This window comes from Roseateles terrae (assembly GCF_014192155.1).
Classification (GTDB): Bacteria; Pseudomonadota; Gammaproteobacteria; order Burkholderiales; family Burkholderiaceae_C; genus Roseateles; species Roseateles terrae.
Map to the genome: position 1 here is coordinate 101,701 of NZ_JACHXO010000006.1, position 18,886 is coordinate 120,586.

General features: G+C 66.7%; 14 protein-coding genes. 8 read left to right on the top strand and 6 right to left on the bottom strand.

All coding sequences use genetic code 11. The features are described 5' to 3' along the window. The first annotated feature begins 49 nt into the window (after positions 1 to 49). The 6 genes from FHS28_RS16720 to FHS28_RS16745 all read left to right on the top strand — a co-directional run bounded on the left by FHS28_RS16720 (position 50) and on the right by FHS28_RS16745 (position 7,839). Positions 50 to 646 (top strand): hypothetical protein, encoded by a 597-nt coding sequence (locus FHS28_RS16720; RefSeq protein ID WP_184295069.1) that lies wholly within the window; start codon positions 50 to 52, stop codon positions 644 to 646. A gap of 198 nt (positions 647 to 844) precedes the next feature. Then, complete coding sequence (locus tag FHS28_RS16725) at positions 845 to 1,852, top strand: methionine ABC transporter ATP-binding protein (protein ID WP_088453432.1); 1,008 nt, start codon at positions 845 to 847, stop codon at positions 1,850 to 1,852. Next, the gene (locus FHS28_RS16730) at positions 1,849 to 2,526 is read left to right on the top strand and encodes a methionine ABC transporter permease (RefSeq protein ID WP_088453431.1); all 678 of its coding nucleotides are present in this window, start codon (positions 1,849 to 1,851) and stop codon (positions 2,524 to 2,526) included. Before FHS28_RS16725 ends, FHS28_RS16730 begins: the two co-directional genes overlap by 4 nt. Before the next feature lie 53 nt (positions 2,527 to 2,579). Next, a complete protein-coding gene (locus FHS28_RS16735; RefSeq protein WP_088453430.1) occupies positions 2,580 to 3,362 on the top strand; it encodes a MetQ/NlpA family ABC transporter substrate-binding protein in 783 nt (260 codons plus the stop codon). Between the two features lie 275 nt (positions 3,363 to 3,637). Continuing rightward, positions 3,638 to 6,739: an MHYT domain-containing protein gene (locus FHS28_RS16740; RefSeq protein ID WP_088453429.1), complete on the top strand. Its 3,102-nt coding sequence runs from the start codon at positions 3,638 to 3,640 to the stop codon at positions 6,737 to 6,739. A gap of 95 nt (positions 6,740 to 6,834) precedes the next feature. After that, positions 6,835 to 7,839 carry an HD domain-containing phosphohydrolase gene (locus FHS28_RS16745; RefSeq protein ID WP_310736801.1) on the top strand — a complete coding sequence of 335 codons (1,005 nt, stop codon included), beginning with the start codon at positions 6,835 to 6,837 and terminating at the stop codon, positions 7,837 to 7,839. A gap of 322 nt (positions 7,840 to 8,161) precedes the next feature. Here the strand turns inward: FHS28_RS16745 and FHS28_RS16750 are convergent, their stop codons facing one another. Next, positions 8,162 to 10,207 carry a M2 family metallopeptidase gene (locus FHS28_RS16750; RefSeq protein WP_246410263.1) on the bottom strand — a complete coding sequence of 682 codons (2,046 nt, stop codon included), beginning with the start codon at positions 10,205 to 10,207 and terminating at the stop codon, positions 8,162 to 8,164. Between the two features lie 232 nt (positions 10,208 to 10,439). Between FHS28_RS16750 and FHS28_RS16755 the strand changes: the two genes are divergently transcribed. After that, a complete protein-coding gene (locus FHS28_RS16755; protein WP_088453426.1) occupies positions 10,440 to 11,687 on the top strand; it encodes a spore maturation protein in 1,248 nt (415 codons plus the stop codon). Positions 11,688 to 11,712: 25 nt separating this feature from the next. On the opposite strand, the gene FHS28_RS16760 is transcribed toward FHS28_RS16755, so the two are convergent. After that, positions 11,713 to 13,383, bottom strand: coding sequence for a GGDEF domain-containing protein (locus FHS28_RS16760; protein ID WP_088453425.1), 1,671 nt, complete (start codon positions 13,381 to 13,383; stop codon positions 11,713 to 11,715). Further along, positions 13,380 to 14,345 (bottom strand): LysR family transcriptional regulator, encoded by a 966-nt coding sequence (locus tag FHS28_RS16765; protein WP_088453424.1) that lies wholly within the window; start codon positions 14,343 to 14,345, stop codon positions 13,380 to 13,382. Before FHS28_RS16765 ends, FHS28_RS16760 begins: the two co-directional genes overlap by 4 nt. Before the next feature lie 107 nt (positions 14,346 to 14,452). Here FHS28_RS16765 and FHS28_RS16770 point away from each other — a divergent pair, with 107 nt between their 5' ends. Next, positions 14,453 to 15,226: an SDR family NAD(P)-dependent oxidoreductase gene (locus FHS28_RS16770; protein WP_088453423.1), complete on the top strand. Its 774-nt coding sequence runs from the start codon at positions 14,453 to 14,455 to the stop codon at positions 15,224 to 15,226. A 72-nt stretch (positions 15,227 to 15,298) separates the two neighbouring features. On the opposite strand, the gene FHS28_RS16775 is transcribed toward FHS28_RS16770, so the two are convergent. From FHS28_RS16775 to FHS28_RS16785, 3 genes are read right to left on the bottom strand one after another with little or no spacing between them, the layout of a single operon-like run. Beyond that, positions 15,299 to 16,021: an ABC transporter ATP-binding protein gene (locus FHS28_RS16775; protein ID WP_088453422.1), complete on the bottom strand. Its 723-nt coding sequence runs from the start codon at positions 16,019 to 16,021 to the stop codon at positions 15,299 to 15,301. A gap of 19 nt (positions 16,022 to 16,040) precedes the next feature. Further along, positions 16,041 to 17,963, bottom strand: coding sequence for a branched-chain amino acid ABC transporter ATP-binding protein/permease (locus tag FHS28_RS16780; protein WP_088453421.1), 1,923 nt, complete (start codon positions 17,961 to 17,963; stop codon positions 16,041 to 16,043). Beyond that, positions 17,960 to 18,838, bottom strand: coding sequence for a branched-chain amino acid ABC transporter permease (locus FHS28_RS16785; protein ID WP_088453420.1), 879 nt, complete (start codon positions 18,836 to 18,838; stop codon positions 17,960 to 17,962). The genes FHS28_RS16780 and FHS28_RS16785 overlap by 4 nt, the downstream gene beginning before the upstream one ends. Positions 18,839 to 18,886: the final 48 nt, after the last annotated feature.

Consider the following 18,886-nt stretch of genomic DNA (forward strand, 5'->3'; position numbering starts at 1 on the left):
CGTCACTTCCAGCGACCGCACAGGCCTTCCTGTTGGCAAGATGCAGGGCATGATCGACCGCCGCACTGCCCAGACCCGCACGTCCGCCTCAAAGACCGCCTGCCTGGCCGCTGTGATGGCCGCCGTCTGCGCGACCTTGCTGACCGGCTGCGGCGCCCCCGCACGTCCGCTGGAGCTGTCGATCACCGACATGGACTCGCTGCAGCTGCGCTCCTGGCTCAGCCCGCAGTTGCGGCGCAATGTCGATCTGCTGCCGGTGCAAGGCGGGCAGGACACCAATCCCCTGTGGGGCACCCGCATGAGCGACATGAGCCTGAACCAGGCCTATCAGGAGTCGCTGCGCCGTGTGGGCCTGATGCCGGATGTACCCGAGACCGGGCGCTACCAGCTCAAGGTGGAACTGATGGCCGTGGCGCAACCGAATGTGCCGATGGCGCCGGAGGTGGCCGTCTCGGTGCGCTACACACTGACCGAGCGTGGCGGCAAGGCCCCGGTCTACCAGCGCATCCTGCGCACCACCCAGAAGGCTGGCATTGACGACAGCCTCAGCCCCACCCAGCAGCTGCGCATCGCCACCGAAGGGGCGCTGCGGTCCAACATCGGCGAATTGCTGCGCGATCTGGCGTCCCTGCCGCTGCCGACCTGAGCGGCGCCGCCCGCACCCGACCGTACCCGCCTGGCCAACGAAGCCGGGCTTCGGCGCTTGCGAACCTTATGCCCGAAACGCTGGGAATTCCCCAACCTTTATATGCATATGAAGAATGAGTGGTTGCCAAACGCCGGGTAATCCCTAAGGATCACGGGTTCACCGGTTTTTCGGCCCGCTTTTTCAGCCCGCTCTTCTGTGATCCAGCTTCAAGCCCTGCACAAGTCCTACACGGTCGATGGCCGTCAGGTCGCCGCCCTGAAAGGCGTGGACCTTCATGTCCGGCCCGGTGAGGTCTTCGGGGTGATCGGTGCCTCAGGCGCCGGCAAGAGCACCTTGCTGCGAGTGATCAACCTGCTGGAGCGGCCCGACCAGGGCCAGGTGAAGGTCGCCGGTCAAACGCTCTCGGCGCTGGATGGCGCCGGCCTGCGCGCCGCCCGGCAGCGGATCGCGATGATCTTCCAGCACTTCAACCTGCTGAGCTCCCGCACCGTGGCGCAGAACGTGGCCTGGCCGATGCGCATCGCCGGCTGGCCCCCGGCCCGCATCGAGGCGCGAGTGCAAGCCCTGCTGGCCCGCGTCGGTCTCACCGAACACACCCATAAATATCCCGCCCAGCTCTCCGGCGGCCAGAAGCAGCGTGTCGGCATTGCCCGCGCGCTGGCGCTGGAGCCGCAGGTGCTGCTGTGCGACGAAGCCACCAGCGCACTGGATCCGGAGACCACCCGCTCCATCCTGGACCTGCTGGCGGAGATCAATCAGGAACTGAAGCTGACCATCGTGTTGATCACCCACGAGATGGATGTGGTGCGCCGCATCTGCGACCGGGTCGCCGTGCTGGAGGGCGGACGCATTGTGGAAGAAGGGCCGGTGGCGCAGGTCTTCCTGCATCCGCAATCTCCCACCGCGCGCCGTTTCGTGATGGCCGCCGAGCATGTGGATGAAGGGGAGCAGCGTGACGACCATGCGCAGGTGCAAGGGCACTTGTGGCGCCTGACCTTCCTCGGCGAGCGCACCTACGAGCCACTGCTGGGCGAGGTGGCCCGCCATGCGAATCTGGATTTCGGCATCCTCTCCGGCCGCATCGACCGCATCAAGCGGGTGCCCTACGGCCAACTGACCATCGCCATCACCGGCGGTGACCTGCCGGCGGCGCGCCAGTTGCTGGCTGATCGCGGCGTGCAAGTCGAGGAGCTGCGCGCATGAGTGTCTCCCTCTGGCAAACGCTGGCCACGCTGGACTGGTCGGAAATCGCGGTGGCGGGGGGCGACACCCTGCTGATGCTGGGCGGCTCGCTGCTCTTCACCACGCTGCTGGGCCTGCCGCTGGGCATTGTCCTGTTCCTGCTGGACCGCGGGCAGCTGCTGGCCTCCCCCCGGCTGTATGGTTTGCTGTCGCTGCTGATCAATGTCCTGCGCTCGCTGCCCTTCGTGATCCTGCTGATCGTGCTGATCCCGTTCACGCTGCTGGTCACCGGCACATCGCTGGGTGTGGCCGGTGCCATTCCGCCCCTGGTGGTGGGCGCCACGCCCTTCCTGGCCCGGCTGGTGGAGACCGCCCTGCGCGGTGTGGACCGCGGCATTGTGGAAGCGGGCCTGTCGATGGGCGCCACCACCCGGCAGATCGTCTGGCAGGGGCTGCTGCCCGAGGCGCTGCCGGGCATTGTCTCGGCCCTGACGGTCACCGCCATCACGCTGGTGTCCTACACCGCGATGTCCGGCGTGATCGGCGGTGGCGGCCTGGGTGACCTGGCCATCCGTTTTGGCTATCAGCGCTTCCAGACGGAAGTGATGGTGGTCACCGTGGTGCTTTTGTTGGTGCTGGTGCAAGCCTTGCAGATGCTGGGCGACTGGCTGGTCAAGCGGGTGTCGCATCGATGAGCGTCCTGCCGCGGGATGCGTGCCCCTGTGTTTGTGAGTCGAGGAGTTTGAACATGAAGAAGATCATCGTTGCCACCCTGGCGACCCTGTCCACCCTGTCCGCCGGCACCGCCCTGGCCGAGAAGCTGACCGTGGCCGCCACGGCCGTGCCGCATGCCGAGATCCTGAACCTGATCAAGCCGGAGCTGGCCAAACAGGGGGTGGAGCTGGAGGTGAAGGTCTTCACCGACTATGTGCAGCCCAATGTGCAGGTGGCCGAAAAGCGTCTGGACGCCAACTTCTTCCAGCACAAGCCCTATCTGAATGAGTTCAACAAGGGCAAGGGCACGAGCCTGGTGCCGGTGGTGGCCGTGCATGTGGAGCCCTTCGGCGCCTATTCCACCAAGCACAAGAGCCTGGCCGAGCTGCCCAAGGGCGGCACCGTGGCCCTGCCCAATGACCCGACCAATGGCGGCCGCGCGCTGATCCTGCTGGACAAGGCCGGTGTGATCCACCTCAAGGACAAGACCAACATCCTGGCCACGGTGAAGGACATCACCGACAACCCCAAGGGCCTGAAGTTCCGCGAGATCGAAGCCGCCACCCTGCCCCGCATCCTGCCGCAGGTGGACCTGGCCCTGATCAACACCAACTACGCGCTGGAAGCCAAGCTCAATCCCACCAAGGATGCGCTGGCGGTGGAAGGCGGCGACTCGCCCTATGCCAATTGGCTGGTGACCCGCGCCGACAACCAGAATGCGCCGGCGGTGAAGAAGCTGGCCGCCGCGCTGCAGAGCGAGCAGGTGCGGCGCTTCATCCAGACCCAGTACAAGGGTGCGGTGGTGCCGGCGTTCTGATCGCTTCTGGGCGTTCAACGCAACGCAACGCAACGCAACGCGACCCTGCCCCTCCTCAACAGCCCTGCCGCGCGACATCGCCGGCAGGCTTTTTTTTGCCCGACGCGCGCCGCGCAGGATGCCTCGCCCTGCCCCGGTCTAGGGGGGGCGCTCCACGGCCAAGTCAGAAGCCGAGGATTTGTTCCGCGTCGGAACCAGGAACAGGCGTCACCATCGAGGGCCTCCCTCCATCGTCTGCCGGACCTGCTCCGCAGCCCTGCCCTGGAACGCGCTTCGTGTCCGACCTTGCCTCCCTGCTGCCGCGCTTTTTCATCTTCCGCGAAGGTGCGCCCACCCTGCTGCTGACCGGTCACTATTCGGTCTGGCTGGTGCTGCTGTCGGTGGCCGTGGCGTCGCTCACGTCGGCACTGGCCCTGCAGGTGGCCGGCGTCGCGCGGCGCAGCCATGGCCTGCATCGCCAGTTGGTCTTGCTGACCGGGGCCACGGCGCTGACGGGCGGCATCTGGTCGATGCATTTCATCGGCATGCTGGCCTTCCAGCTGTGCACCCGGGTGAGCTTTCAGGCGGGCATCACCGCAGCATCGGCGGTGCCGGCCTTCGTGGCCTCCTGGGTCGCGCTCTCGCTGATCTCGCGCGGGCAGCTCAGTACCCGCTCGTGGGTGCTGGGCGGCGTGCTGGTGGGCGCCGGCATTGGCGCCATGCATTACACCGGCATGGCCGCGATGGAGATGTCCGCGCAACTGCGATACGACCCGCTCTGGTTTGCCGCCTCCATCGTGGTGGCGGTGCTGCTGGCGATGCTGGCCCTGTGGATCCGCTTCGGGCTGGCGCACCGCTGGCGGCCGGTGTGGGTGATCTCGCTGGGCGGACTCGTCATGGGCGGCGCCGTCGCCGGCATGCACTACACCGCCATGGCAGCGGCCCGCTTCATCGGCGTGGGCGACGGTCCCTGCAACACCGGCCTGGAAGACAACGGGCTGCTGGCGCTGGCCATCACCCTGGCCACCCTCACCATCAGCGGCGTGACCGCTGGCGCCAATGGCCTGATGGCCCTGCGACGCCTGAACCGCGAACTGTTGGAAGAACGCCAGCGGAAGAACGTCACCGACCAGGCGCTGCGCGAGAGCGAAAACAAATACCGCACCCTCATCGCCAACAGCCCGGGCGTGAGCTTCCGCTGCCAGTTGAGGGCGCCCTGGCGCATGATCCTGATCAGCGACGCGATCGAGACCCTGACCGGCTGGCCTGCGCCCGAGTTCATCGGCGGGCAGCTGCATGTGGGCGATCTGATCCACCGCCATGACCGGCAACGCGTTGAGCAGACGGTGGATGAAGCGCTGGCGCAGCGTCAGCCCTACACCGTCGAATACCGGCTGCACACCCGTGATGGGGGCGAGCGCTGGGTCTCCGAACGCGGCCGGGCCGTGACCGACGATCGTGGCCGGCTGCTCTGGATCGACGGCGTGATGCTGGACATCACCGAGCGGATGCGCCTGCACCTGCAACTGGAAGAAGCCAAGCATCGTGCCGAATCCGCCGCCGATGCCAAGAGCGCCTTCCTGGCCAACATGAGCCATGAGATCCGCACGCCGATGAATGCCATCCTGGGCTTCACCGAGCTGCTGCTGGACACGACGCTGACCGAATCCCAGCGCCGCCATCTGAGCACCGTGCGCAGCTCCGCGCGCTCCCTGCTGGGGCTGCTGAACGACATCCTGGATACCGCCAAGCTCGACAAGGGCGCGATGACGCTGGAAGACGCGGACTTCTCGCTGCGCCGCGTCTGCGAGCAGGCGATCGCCTCGCTCGGTCTGCTGGCCCAGCGCAAGGGTCTGCGGCTGCATCTGGACTATGCGGCGGACCAGCCGGAGCACTTCCGGGGCGACGCGCTTCGCGTACAACAGGTGCTGCTCAACCTGGTGGGCAATGCCATCAAGTTCACCGAACGCGGCGAGGTCACGCTGCGCATGCGGTGGGAGCAGGGCCGCGTGCACCTGAGCATCATCGACACCGGCATTGGCATTGCGGCTGACCGGCTGGATCGGATTTTCGAAGCCTTTGCGCAGGCGGATGCCTCGACCACGCGGCGCTTTGGCGGCACGGGGCTGGGCACAACGATTTCTCGGCAGCTGGTGGAGTGCATGGGCGGCCGCATCACCGTGGAGAGCGTGGAAGGGGAAGGCAGTGTCTTCCACGTCCATCTGCCGCTGGCCGCCGGGCAGGCCCTGGACACCGAGGCGTCCGACGGCGGCACCTCGACGGGGCTGCCGCCGCTGCGGCTGCTGGTGGCCGACGACGTGCCGCAGAACAGCGAGCTGTTGCAGCTGATCCTGAGCCGGCAGGGGCACGAGGTGCGGACCGTGGCGGATGGACTGGCGGCGGTGAAGGCGCTGACCGAAGAGCGCTTCGACCTGGTGCTGATGGATGTGCACATGCCCGTGCTGGATGGCCTGGGCGCCACGCGCCGGGTGCGCAACTTCGAGCAGGCCAATGGCCGACCGCGCACACCGATCGTGGCGCTGACGGCCAGCGTGCTGGAAGAAGACCGGCAGGCCGCGCTCGCGGCTGGCATGGATGGATTTGCGGTGAAACCGGTGGAGCCGGTTCGGCTGGTGGCGGAGATGGCCCGGGTGATGGGCATCACACCGCTGTTGCCGGCCAGCGGGGCGCCAGCCCCATCGATGGCCGCCACCCTGGCCGCGCGGCACGGCACGCCGACGCAGCCGATGGGGCTGGAAGTGACCGACCTCGACTGGCCGCATGGGCTGCATCTGTGGGGCAATGCCACGGCGTGGCATCGGGGCCTGCGACGATTCGCGCGAGACCAGCGTGAAGGCGTGACCCAGCTTCAGCAGCTGCTGCAGCGGCGCGACTGGCCGGCGCTGCGGGCGCTGGTGCATCGCTGGCGCGGGGCCGCGGGGTCGCTGGCACTGCCGGTGCTGCTGGATGCGGCCTCCGCTTTTGAAGAGGCTTTGTCGGAGGACGATCAGGACGCCTTCGCTGCCTGTGCAGACACGGTGTGCGCTGCGCTGAGCCAGGCCTTGAATGCGATCGCCCGGTTGGCCGACGATTCCAGGCCGATGGACACGGCGCCTGGGCCGTTGATGGCGGACCCGCGCGTGGGGCCGGCCGCAGATCGTCTGGCGCATGCGCTGCGCGGGAGTGAGCTGGACGATGAGGCTCTGGGGGTGCTGTGCGAGGCCTGGGGCCTGCGGCACTGCGAGCCGCTGATCCATGCGATCAGCGACTTTGATTTCGACAGCGCCTTGCGCGCCTTGCAGCGCTTGCGCATGCAGTTCACTTCACCGGCGACGACCTCCGGCGCCAGCCCCGGCCGACCCACCGCCTCTACGGCCATACCCTCTGTCCAGCCATGAGCGTTCTGCCTGACCCACTCTCCATGGTGCCTTCTGAGATGCTTGCCGAGGCGCTTGCTGAAGCGGCAGCTGAGGCGGCAACTGAGGCGCCGTCCGTGGCTGCAAAGCCCGCGCAGGACCATCGACCCAAGCTGCTGCTGGTGGACGATGAGCCCGCCAACCTGCAGGTGCTGCGTCATGCCTTGCAGGATCAGTACCGGCTGCTGTTTGCCCGGGATGGGCACAAGGCGCTGGCACTGGCCCGGGAGGAGCAGCCGCATCTGATCCTGCTGGATGTGATGATGCCGGAGCTGTCCGGCATGGAAGTCTGCAAGACGCTGAAGGTGCAGAGCGCGACGGCGCACATCCCGGTGATCTTCGTGACCGCGCTGGCGGATCCGGGGCATGAGGCGGAAGGGTTTGACGTGGGCGCGGTGGACTACATCACCAAACCGCTGAGTCCGCCGGTGGTGCGGGCACGCGTGCGGAATCATCTATCGCTGGTGCGGGCGCAGGAGCTGCGGGAGACGCGGCTGCAGGTGGTGCAGCGGCTGGGGCGGGCCGCAGAATTCAAGGACAACGAGACCGGGTGGCATGTGGTGCGGATGAGCCACTACAGCCATCTGCTGGCGTTGGCCGCGGGGTATTCGGAAGCGGATGCAGAAGAGCTGCTGCATGCGGCACCGATGCATGACGTGGGGAAGCTGGGGATTCCGGATGCCATCCTGCAGAAGCCAGGGAAGCTGGATGAGCAGGAATGGTCGGTGATGCAGCGGCATCCGCAGATCGGCGCGGAGATCCTGGGCGAGCATGCGACCGGGCTGCTGGGGCTGGCGCGCAGGATTGCGCTGGGGCACCACGAGAAGTGGGATGGGAGTGGGTATCCGGAGGGGCTCGCGGGAGAATCAATTCCGGAGGAAGCGCGGATCGTGGCCATCGCGGATGTGTTCGACGCGCTGACAAGCGTGAGGCCGTACAAGCGCGCCTGGCCGGTGGAGGATGCGGTGGCGCATTTGCGGTCACAGGCAGGGAAGCATTTCGATCCGAGACTGGTGGAGCTGTTTATCGGGGTGCTGCCGGCGGTGCTGGAAGTGCGGGCGAGGTTTCAGGAAACCGACTGATTGCAATGTGGTGCACTGCGCGCCGCCACCGGAACGCCGGGGGGCATTAGCTTCATGTCATTCCTGTCCGGCTGCGCCGGCCATTCCCTTCTTTACTTCCGCTAATACCCCCCGGCATTCCGGCGGCTCGAATCGTGGTGGGGCATCGGCCCTGCCTGCAGCGGATGAGCAGAAAAAAACCCACCCAGCCGGTGCGAGGCTGGGCGGGCTTCGTTGGTTTCATTCGCCTTCTGACTGTGTCGCCGCTTCCGGCTGGCCCAGCGTTTTTCGGCCGTGTCGGCCTTGTCGTTGTCGCCGATTCAGCCGATGGCGGTCGCGCCCTTCAAGGCTTCAGTGCCGCGGCGGTCTGGGCCAGTTGGGCGTTCTGCTCGTCGAGCCAGACCTTCAAGGGCTGGAAGTACTCGATCAGCGCGCTGCCGTCGAGCTGCTCCTCACCCGTCATGGCCTTCAAGGCTTCGGGCCAGGGCTTGCTCGCACCCATCTTGAGCATGGCCTGGTACTTCTCGCCGGCCTTCTTGTTGCCGAAGATGGAGCAGCTGTGCAGCGGCCCGGTGTAGCCGGCTTCACGGCACAGGGCGCGCTGGAACTGGAACTGCAGCAGGTGCGCAACGAAGTAACGGGCGTAGGCCACGTCCGCGGCCACGTGGAACTTGGCGCCAGCGTCAAAGCCGTCCGCCTGCATCGGCGCCGGGCGGGAAATGCCTTGGTAGGTTTCGCTCAGGGACCACCACACCTTGTCGTAGTCCTGCGGCTTCACCTGGCCGCCGTAGACCTGCCAGCGCCAGGCATCGACCTTGTAGGCAAAGGGCAGGAAGGCCACCTTGCGCAGGGCCTGCATCAACAGGTTGTCAATGTCGTCGCCCGGACGGTCGGTGTCCTTCATCAGGCCCAGACGCTTGAGGTAGTCCGGCGTGATGGAAAGCGCCACGGTGTCGCCGATGGCTTCATGGAAACCGTCATTGGCCCCATTGCGGAACAGCGTCGGCTGGCTGCGGTAGGCCAGGTCGTAATAGATGTGGCCCAGCTCGTGGTGGATGGTGATGAAGTCTTCTTCAGTGGGACGGATGCACATCTTCACCCGCACATCCTGCTGCTGGTCAATGTCCCAGGCCGAGGCATGGCAGACCACCTCACGGTCCTGCGGCTTGGTCAGCAGCGAACGCTCCCAGAAAGTGGCCGGCAGCGATTCCATGCCCAACGAGGTGTAGAAGCCCTCGGCCCACTTGACCATGTCCTTGGCCGAGGTGCCACGCTGCGCCAGCACCTGGCTCAGGTCGTAGTCACCGGCCTGCGCCGCCGGCTTGACCAGCGGATAGATGTTCTCCCAGCTCTGGCTCCACATGTTGCCCAGCAGATGCGCCGGAATGGGCCCGGTCGCCGGCACCTGGTCCGGGCCGTAGGTCTGGCGCAGCTTGAAGCGGACATAGGTGTGCAGCGAGTCATACAGCGGCCGTACCTGCTGCCACACCCGCGCCATGTCCGCCGAGAAGGCCTCCGGCGTCATGTCGTAACCAGAGCGCCACAGCGCACCCGTGTCGGCAAAGCCCATCGCGCGGGACCCCTTGTTGGACAGGGCCACATAGTCCACATAGGCTTGCTTGTAGGCACGGGACTGGGCATGCCAGCCGATCCAGGCATCCTTGAGCTGCGCCGGATCACGGCTCTCGGCCATGATCTTCTCCAGCTCGTCCAGCGGCAGGCAGGCCGGCTTGGCCGACGCATCCTGGCCCGGCTTGGGCTCCGGGCAATACTTGGCCATGCCGTAGGCGCTGGTCATGCTGGTGGCCAGCCGGGTGAAGCGGGCACGCTCCTGGTCGTCCGGAATCATCATCGTCAGCTGCATCAGCTTGAGCTTGCGCGACGTGTCCGCCGGCAGCGTCAGACCGTTGTAGCGGCGCGCAGCCAGCGCGAACTCGCCGTTGGCCTTGAGCAGCTCTTCATTGGCCTCGGCCGTGATCTGCTGGGTGTCGTCGGTGATGAAGTTCTCCGCCACCCATTCGGCCCGCTGAGACTTGATCAGCAAAGCCTCCAGGCGCGCTTCCGCCTCTTTCACAAAACGTTCGGCGTCCTGCGAGGTCGGGGCCGGTCCGGGCTTGCGGGCGGCTGCCTTGGCTGCCGCGCTGGATCCGATGCTGGATGCCGCGCTGGAGGCGGCCCTCGGTGCTCGCATGGATGCAGGGCTGGAAGCCGACCGGGCCGCCGCGAGGGCCGCTGCGCTGGGGGTCGGCGCGGCCGAGACATCGCCCGTCGGCGCAGCCGGGTCCGTTGGCGTGGCGGCACCGGCAGCCCCCGCAACGGCTGCGCCGGCGCAAAGGACCGCGGCCAGGGCCAGGTGGGACCCGCGGACGTTGGAACTGGATCGTTTCATGGAAACCCTTGATGACAGCCGCGGCACCAGCCACCGGGCGCCAGGCAAGGCGAGCGCGCAGGCAGGTCCGCAGCTGAGGTTGGCAATGTGGAAAGTGCCGGCACTATGCCCCAAAGCCGGCGCGCCGTCTGAAAGTCAGCCGCCCCCGGTTATGGGTGGTGCTGCGCTCGTCATGCGCCGTCCGGGCCGCATCCGCGCTCGAGGTCGCAAGGGCCGGGAATAATCCGCCCTCATGGTGCTCAATTTCATCTGGATCGGCTTCTTCCTGATCGGCTTCGCGGTGGCCCTGGTGCGGCTCTTCCAGGGCGACCTCACCCTCTTCACCCAGGTGCTCACCGGCATCTTCGAGACCGCCAAGACCGGCTTCGACATTTCGCTGGGCCTGGTCGGCGTGATGAGCCTGTGGCTGGGCATCATGAAAATCGGCGAGCAGGCCGGCGTGATCCAGCTGTTCGCGCGGATCATGGGCCCCTTCTTCGCCCGCATCTTTCCAGAGGTGCCGCGCGGCCATCCCGCCGGCGGATCGATGGTGATGAACTTCTCCGCCAACATGCTCGGACTGGACAACGCCGCCACTCCCCTGGGCCTCAAGGCGATGCGGGAACTGCAGGACCTCAATCCGCAGAAGGACACCGCGAGCAACGCGATGATCATGTTCCTGGTGCTCAACACCGCCGGCATCACGCTGATTCCGACCTCGGTGATCGCCATCCGCCAGGCCATCGCGGTGGATCAGCATCTGGTCAACTTCAATGCGGCAGACATCTTCCTGCCCACCCTGGTCGGCACCTTCATCTCCTTCATGGCGGGCCTGGTGGCCGTGGCGGTGTACCAGCGCATCAACCTGTTCACCGCGCCGGTGCTGGCGCTGGTCGCCGGCTTCGTCGGCCTGATGGCCGGCGTCTTCGGCTGGCTGCATCAGTACCCGCCCGAGGTGATGTCGCAGATGATCGGCCTGCTGGGCAGCCTCGTGATCCTCAGCATCATCGTGCTGTTCATCGCCGTGGGGGCGTGGCGCCGCATCAACGTCTACGAGAGCTTCGTCGAAGGCGCCAAGGAAGGCTTCGGCGTGGCGGTGCAGATCATTCCCTATCTGGTGGCCATCCTGGTGGCGATCTCGGTGTTCCGCACCACCGGCTGCATGGACTACGTGGTGCGGGGCATCGCCGCCGCCGTGGCCGCGGTCGGCCTGCCCACCGACTTTGTACCCGCCCTCCCGGTGGGTCTGATGAAGACGCTGTCGGGCAGCGGCGCCCGCGGCCTGATGGTGGACGTGATGAAGACCTATGGCGTGGACAGCTTCGAGGGCAAGCTCGCCGCCATCATCCAGGGCTCGACCGAAACCACCTTCTATGTGCTGGCGGTCTACTTCGGCAGCGTCAATATCCGCAAGACGCGTTATGCGCTGACCTGCGGCCTGATCGCGGACGTGGTGGGCCTCATCGGCACCATCATCGTGGGGTACTGGTTCTTCAAGTAAGCGGACACAGGCGGCGCCGGTCGGCTCAATCGAGCGTGTCGCCTTCGCCGTCTTCCGCGCCGGATGCCAGCGCCTGCGCATGGCGCTCTCGCTTGGCGGCGTACATGGCCGCGTCGCTGCGGGCCAGCCAGGTCTGAAGCGTGTCGCCGTCCTGACGCTGGGCTGCGCCGATGCTGACGCTGACCGCCAATCCGTCGGCGATGGCGCTCCAGTCATGGGCCTTCACCGCGCTGCACAGACGCTCACACGCCTGCTGCGCCACGTCCTCCGTGGCACCGCGCAGCAGCAGCACGAATTCGTCGCCGGCCAGTCGAGCCGCCAGATCCTGCTCCCGCACATGCAGCCGCATCAGCCGGGCGATCTGGCTCAACACCTGGTCGCCGACCAGATGTGAATGGCGGTCGTTGACCTGCTTGAAGTGGTCCACATCGATCAGCGCCACACTGACCACACCGCCGGCACGCAGCACCGATTCGGCCTGCGCCTCGAAGCTCCGCCGGTTGGCCAGGCCCGTCAGCGGATCTTCCATCGACAGCTTCTCCAGCCGCTGCGCCTGATCCGCCAGCTGGGCGCGGTCCCGTTCACTGCGACGCGCATCGAGCTGCCACTGCACCGCTTCGGCCCGACTGTCCAGGCTGGCGATGCGCACCCGCGCCTCGCGCTCCCGCAGGGCGCGCATCCGCTGCAGGGCCCGCTGCGGCTGGCCCTGCTGTTCCTCGATCTGGCTGGCAATCAACTCCCCGAGCTGTGCCAGCGGCTCATGCTGCACCGCATCGGCCTGCGCCACGAGCTGCGACGCCGCACGCCGCGCCTGCGGCCACAGGCGCCGAGACCAGGCCAGCTCCGCCTGCACCCAGGCCGCCAGCGCCGCGAGCCAATGACGGTCGCCTCCCGGGAGCAGGGCCAGGGCTTGCTGGAACTCCGGCTGCGCCAATCCCGACGCGCCCTTCCAGATCTGGGCGAGTGTCTGCATCAGCGTCCACCAGCACTGGGCTTCGCCAGCCAGCTCGCCGGTCACGCCGCCGACGGCCCCTTCCAGCACCTCACCCAGCAGGTGACGGGCATTGATCAGGTGGGCTTCCAGCGCGCCGAGAGCGGGCAACTGGCCGCGCTGCTCCCGCTCGCCCGCCAGGCGGAGCAACTCGCCGGTGGCCAGCCAGAGACAGGCTGCCAGGGGCGTCTGCCGGGGCTTGCAGGCATTGGCGGCATCCGCAGCCTGCCGTAGCACCTGCTGCGCCGGCTCGAAGCTGCGGGCCCAGACATAACAGGCGCCGAGGTCCTGCAGCGCCACCACCTGGGCCACGCCGCTCTCCTGCGACTGCGCCAGTCGCAGGCCCAGCAACGCGGCCTCGATCGCTTCTTCATGATGGCCAGCCAGGGAGGCGGTATGCGCCAGTACCGACAGCGCGCCCGCCTCGCCCGCGGGGTCACCGACGTGACGGAACAGCCGTGCGGCCAGCTCACAGCGGGGCCGGGCGTCACGCGGGCGGTGCAGGGCACGGTCGCAGCGGGCCAGGTGCAGCAGCGCCTGGGCCTGATGGGCACGGTCGCCAGCCTCCAGAGCGAGCAGCAGCCATTCCTCGCCGGGCGCCTGCGCGGCCAGCGCATCCCCGGACTGCAGGGCAGCCTGAGCCAGTTGGGCGGCGTTGAGAAGGTCCACGGTGGAAGCGCTGAAGCGGTCGGAGGGTGAGGTCATGCGGCCGTCGAGCTGCCTTCCGGGTGGCCGATGCTGCCCCCGGAGAATAACGGGATCAGGCGGGGGGCCATCAGATCCGCCAGCCATTGCATGAACACCTGCACCCGGCGCGGCAACTGGCGCCGGTGCGGATAGAGCAGATGCACCGGCATCGGCGCCGCACGGTGGTGCGGCAACACCTCGCGCAGGCGCCCTTTGTCCACCTCGCCGTCATTGCCCCGGCGCGGCACCTGCACCAGCCCCAGTCCCGCGAGGCAGGCACCGATGTAGGCCTCTGAATTGTTGACCGTCAGGCTGCCGGCCATGGGCACGACGTGCACCCCTCCCTGCTCGTCCTGCCATTCAAAACCGGCAGGACGCTGACCCAGCAGCGGCGCGTAATGAATGAGTTGATGACTGGCCAGATCGTCCAGCGAGTGGGGCTCGCCGTGCCGCGCCAGATAGTCGGCGCTGGCCAGGTTGACCATCTCCAGCGCCCCCAGCGGTCGGGCGACGAGGCTGGAATCGTTCAGTGGTCCCACCCGGAGCACGCAGTCAAAGCCCTCGCGCACCACATCCACCCGGCGGTCGGTGCTGCTGAGTTCCAGCTCGATACCCGGATGCGCCTCGAAGAAGGCGGGCAAGGCGGGCGTCAGCAGGTCCCGCGCCAATCGCAGGGGGATGTCCACCCGCAGCCGCCCGGTCAGCGCCGTCGCGGTGGGCTGGAACATCGTCTGCAGGTCCCCCAGGTCCGAAAGCAGGTCCAGGCACCGCTCGAGGCAGGCCTGGCCATCCTGGGTCAATTGCACCCGCCGCGTCGTCCGGTGAAACAGACGCGTACCCAGCGACGCCTCCAGCCGCTGCACCGCCGTGGAAACACTGGCCTTGGGCACGCCCAGGCTGAGCGCCGCCTGGGTGAAGCTGGAAAGCTCCGCCACCTTGACGAAAACCTGCAAGGTATCCAGTGAAGGAAGGGCATTCATTTGTTCATTATGGATGAACAGTCAAATCAATCGGCGGCGATTTATCTGACTCGCATCGATCAATAGAGTTCAGGGCATCCCTTCCACCCGCCTCTCTGGAGACCGATATGAGCAACGCTTCCACTCCCCGCCCCATTGCCCTGATTACCGGCAGCAGCCGCGGTCTGGGCCGCAGCGCCGCCCTGCATCTGCCGGCCAGGGGCATTGACGTGATCGTGACCTACCGCAGCCGTCAGGACGAGGCCCAGTCCGTGGTCAAGCAGATCGAAGCCCAGGGCGGACGCGCTGCGGCGCTGGCCCTGGACGTCAGCCAGACAGCCGGCTTCCCGGCCTTCGTGCAATCGCTGCGCGAGCTGCTCGCCCGCCACTGGCAACGCGACACCATCGACCATCTGGTCAACAACGGCGGCACCGGCCTGCACCTGCCGGTGGCCGACACGACCGAAGCCCAGTTCGACGAGTTGATGAACACCCACCTCAAGGGCCCGTTCTTCCTGACGCAGGCCCTGCTGCCGGTGATCCGGGACGGCGGCAGCATCCTGAACATTTCGTCCGGTCTGACCCGCTTCTCGGTGCCGGGTTACGGTGCCTACGCCACGATGAAGGGCGGGCTGGAGGTGCTGTCGCGTTATCTGGCCAAGGAACTGGGTCCTCGCGGCATCCGCGTCAATTCCATGGCGCCTGGCGCCGTGGAAACGGACTTCAACGGCGGCGCCCTGCGCAGCAACGTGGAGCTGAACCGCTTTGTGTCCGGCGTGACGGCGCTGGGTCGCGCCGGCCTTCCTGACGACATCGGACCGGTCGTGGCCTCGCTGCTGTCGCAGGACAGCCACTGGATTTCAGGTCAGCGCATCGAGGCCAGCGGCGGCATGTTCCTGTAAGCATCGCGCGCTGCCGCCGCCCGCTCCACTTTCCGGGACGGGCGGTGGCAGGGGCGCATGCAGCGTAGGCGCTCAGTGACCGCCGCCGAGATAGGCCGCCTTCACGGCAGGATCGGTCCGAAGCTTTTCGGCCGGTCCGTGCAGGGAGATGCGGCCGTTCTCCAGCACATAACCGTAGTCGGCCACGGCCAGTGCGGCGGCGGCAAACTGCTCCACCAGCAGCATCGTCACGCCCTGGGCCTTGAGCCGCTCGATGATGCGGAACACTTCCTCCACCAGGATGGGCGCCAGGCCCATCGACGGCTCGTCCAGCAGCACCACCTCCGGATTCAGCATCGTCGCCCGCGCCATCGCCAGCATCTGCTGCTCACCGCCGGACAAGGTGCCCGCCAGCTGCTGACGCCGCTCTTTCAGCCGCGGGAACAGCTCCATCGCCCGCTCTAGGTCCGCCTCCACATCGCCGCGCGGGCGCGCCCCGGTGTAGCGCGGAAATGCGCCCAGCCGCAGGTTGTCCGTCACCGTCATGGTGGCAAACACCCGCCGTCCTTCCGGTGAATGGGCCAGGCCCAGACGGGCGATGTGATACGACTCGAGGCCGTCGATGCGGCGGCCATTGAGGGTGATCTGGCCCGCACTGGGCGCGATCATCCCGGACACCGCCCGCATGGTGGTGGTCTTGCCGGCACCGTTGCTGCCGATCAGCGTCACCACCCGACCCTTGGGCACCTCGATGGAAATGCCGTGCAGCACCTCCACCTTGCCGTAGCCCGCATGCAATTGATCAATCTTCAACATGGCTGTGGGGTCCTCGCTGTCAGGCTGCCTGGCCGCCGAGGTAGGCCTCGATGACCTTGGGATCGGCCTGCACGTCGGCCGGCCGGCCTTCTGCGATCTTCTGTCCGAAGTCCAGCACCGACACCGTGTCGCAGATGCCCATGACCACGTCCATGTGGTGCTCGATCAGGATCACGGTGATGCCGTGGTCGCGGATCTTGCCGATGATGCGCATCAGCTCCTTGATGTCCGGTGCCGTCAGACCGGCGGCGGGTTCGTCCAGCAGCAGCAGTTGCGGATCCAGCGCCAGCGCGCGGGCGATTTCCAGCAGACGTTGCTTGCCGTAGGGCAGGTTGCGGGCTTCCTCGCTGGCGAGGCTGCCCAGGCCCACGAAGTCCAGCAGGCCTTGGGCGCGGGCCTGCGCAGCCTTGTCCTCATGCAGGTACTTCGGCATGTGCAGCGCCACGTTCAGCAGGTGGCTGCGGAAGCTGTGATGCAGGCCCACCATCACGTTGTGCAGAGCGCTCATCTCACCGAAGAGCTGCACGTTCTGGAAGGTGCGGGCAATGCCGGACAGGGCGATGTGGGAGGAGGTGCGCCCCACCAGCGAACCGCCCGAGAACTGCAGGCTGCCGGCCGTGGGCACATAGATGCCGGTGAGCACATTCATCATGGTGCTTTTGCCGGAGCCGTTGGGTCCGATCAGCCCGTGGATGCTGCCGCGTCGCACCTGCAGATCGACCTGGTTCAGGGCCTTGAGCCCACCGAACTGCATCAGCACGCCCTTGGCATCCAGCAGCACCTCGCCATGACCGGCAGCGGCCTGGGAGATGGCGTCCGAGCCGCTGGCGGCCACCGGCGCCGAATCGCCGATCGGCTTGGCCTTGATCCGCAGGGCCTGCCGCACAAAGCCGACGATGCCGTCCTGCAAGTAATAGACGACGAACAGCGTGATCAGGCCAAAGACGGAGAGACGCCAGTCGGTCATCGTCTCCAGCACGAATGACAACCCTGCCAGCGCGATGCTGCCCACCACCGGAATCACCGCCTGCGCCGGCGTCACCTTCTCGCGCTTGAGCGCCACGCCTGTGGCCACCGCCACGATCACGGCAAACAGCACCGACACCCAGCGGAACAGCGACAGGTCGTCGAGCAGCTTCGGCAGCAGCACGATGATGGTCGCGCCGAGCAGCGCGCCGGTGCGGGTCTTGCGGCCGCCCATGATGATGGCCAGCAGGAAGAGCACCGTCAGCTCGAAGTTGTAGGTGTTGGGCGAGATGTATTGCTCGGAGTAGGCATACAGCGCACCAGCCAGGCCGGCCAGCCCCGCGCTGATCACGAAGGCATAGACCTTGTAGCGATAGACCGAAACGCCCATGCAGTCCGAGGCCACGGGACTGCCGCGCAGGGCCTCGAAGGCGCGGCCCAGATGCGATCTCAGCACACGGTGCACAAAGATCAGCGAGGCGATCAGCAACACCGCCACGAGCCAGTAGTACTCCGTCTCATCCATCGGATGGCCGAAGAACGAGGGCTTGGTCAGCGTGATGCCCATCGGACCGTTGGTGAGGAAGTCCATCTCGTTGATCAGGATCTGCACGATGGTGCCGAAGGCCAGCGTCACCATCGCCAGATACGGCCCGGTCACCCGCAGGGCCGGCAGAGCCAGCAGCGCGCCGAAGATGGCGGTGACGATCACCGCGATGGGCAGCGTCATCAGCACCGGCGCATCCATCTTCATGATCAGCACCCCGGCGGTGTAGGCGCCAATGCCAAAGAGCCCGGCATGGCCCAGCGACACCTGTCCCGTATAGCCCACCACGATGTCCAGACCAAACAGCACGATCGCATAGATCATGATGGTCTCGACCAGGTGGATGTAATACGGATTGCCCGACACCAGCGGGAAGCCGAACAGCAGAACCACGGCCACCAGGCCGGCGACAAGTTTCTTGGCGTTCATACTTTCTTGATCGCAGTCTTGCCAAAGAGACCCGCCGGCTTCACAGCCAGCACGATGAGCAGCAGCACCAGGCCCGGCACGTCCTTGTAGCCGGTGGAGAGGTAAAAGCCCGTGGTCGTTTCCGCGATGCCGAGGATGATGCCGCCCACGATGATGCCCATGCCCGAGGTCAGCCCGCCAATGATGGCCACGGCAAAGGCCTTGAGGCCCAGCACCGCGCCCATGGTCGCGCCCGTCAGCGTCAGCGGCGCAATCAGCACGCCGGCAAAGGCGGCGGTCAGCGACGAGAGCGCATATGAGAAGGTGATTACCAGCCCGGTGTTGATGCCCATCAGCTTGGCCGCGTCGCGGTCGTTGAAGGTGGCCACCACGGCCCGGCCGTAGATGGAACGGCGGTTGAACACTTCCACCGCCAGCATCATCAGCACCGCGCCCACCACCACCAGGATTTCCATTGGCAGCACATTGGCACCGAGGAACTTCAGCGGGGCTTCCGGCAGCGGCGACGGGAAGCGCAGGTCATCCCGGCCCCAGACGTTTTCTGCAACGTTCTTGAAGATGATGCCCAGCGCGATGGTGGACATGATCCAGCCGAACTCGCTTTTGATCTTGATGGCGGGCCGCACGCCGATGCGCTCGACCACCGCGCCCTGCAGCGCGCCGAAGAGGCACACCAGCGGAATCATCAGCCAGTAGTTGACGCCGAAGCGGGTGACGAGGGTCAGGCCGACCAGCGCGCCCAGCATCAGGGCTTCACCCTGGCCGAAGTTCAGCGTGTCGGAGGTGGAAAAGGTCAGCTGGTAGCCGAAGGCGATGACCGCATAGATCATGCCGAGCGCGATGCCGCTGAACACCAGTTGAGTCAGGATCTGCATACCGGGTCCGGGACTGCTGACGCGACGGCGGCCACCGCAGGGCGGCTG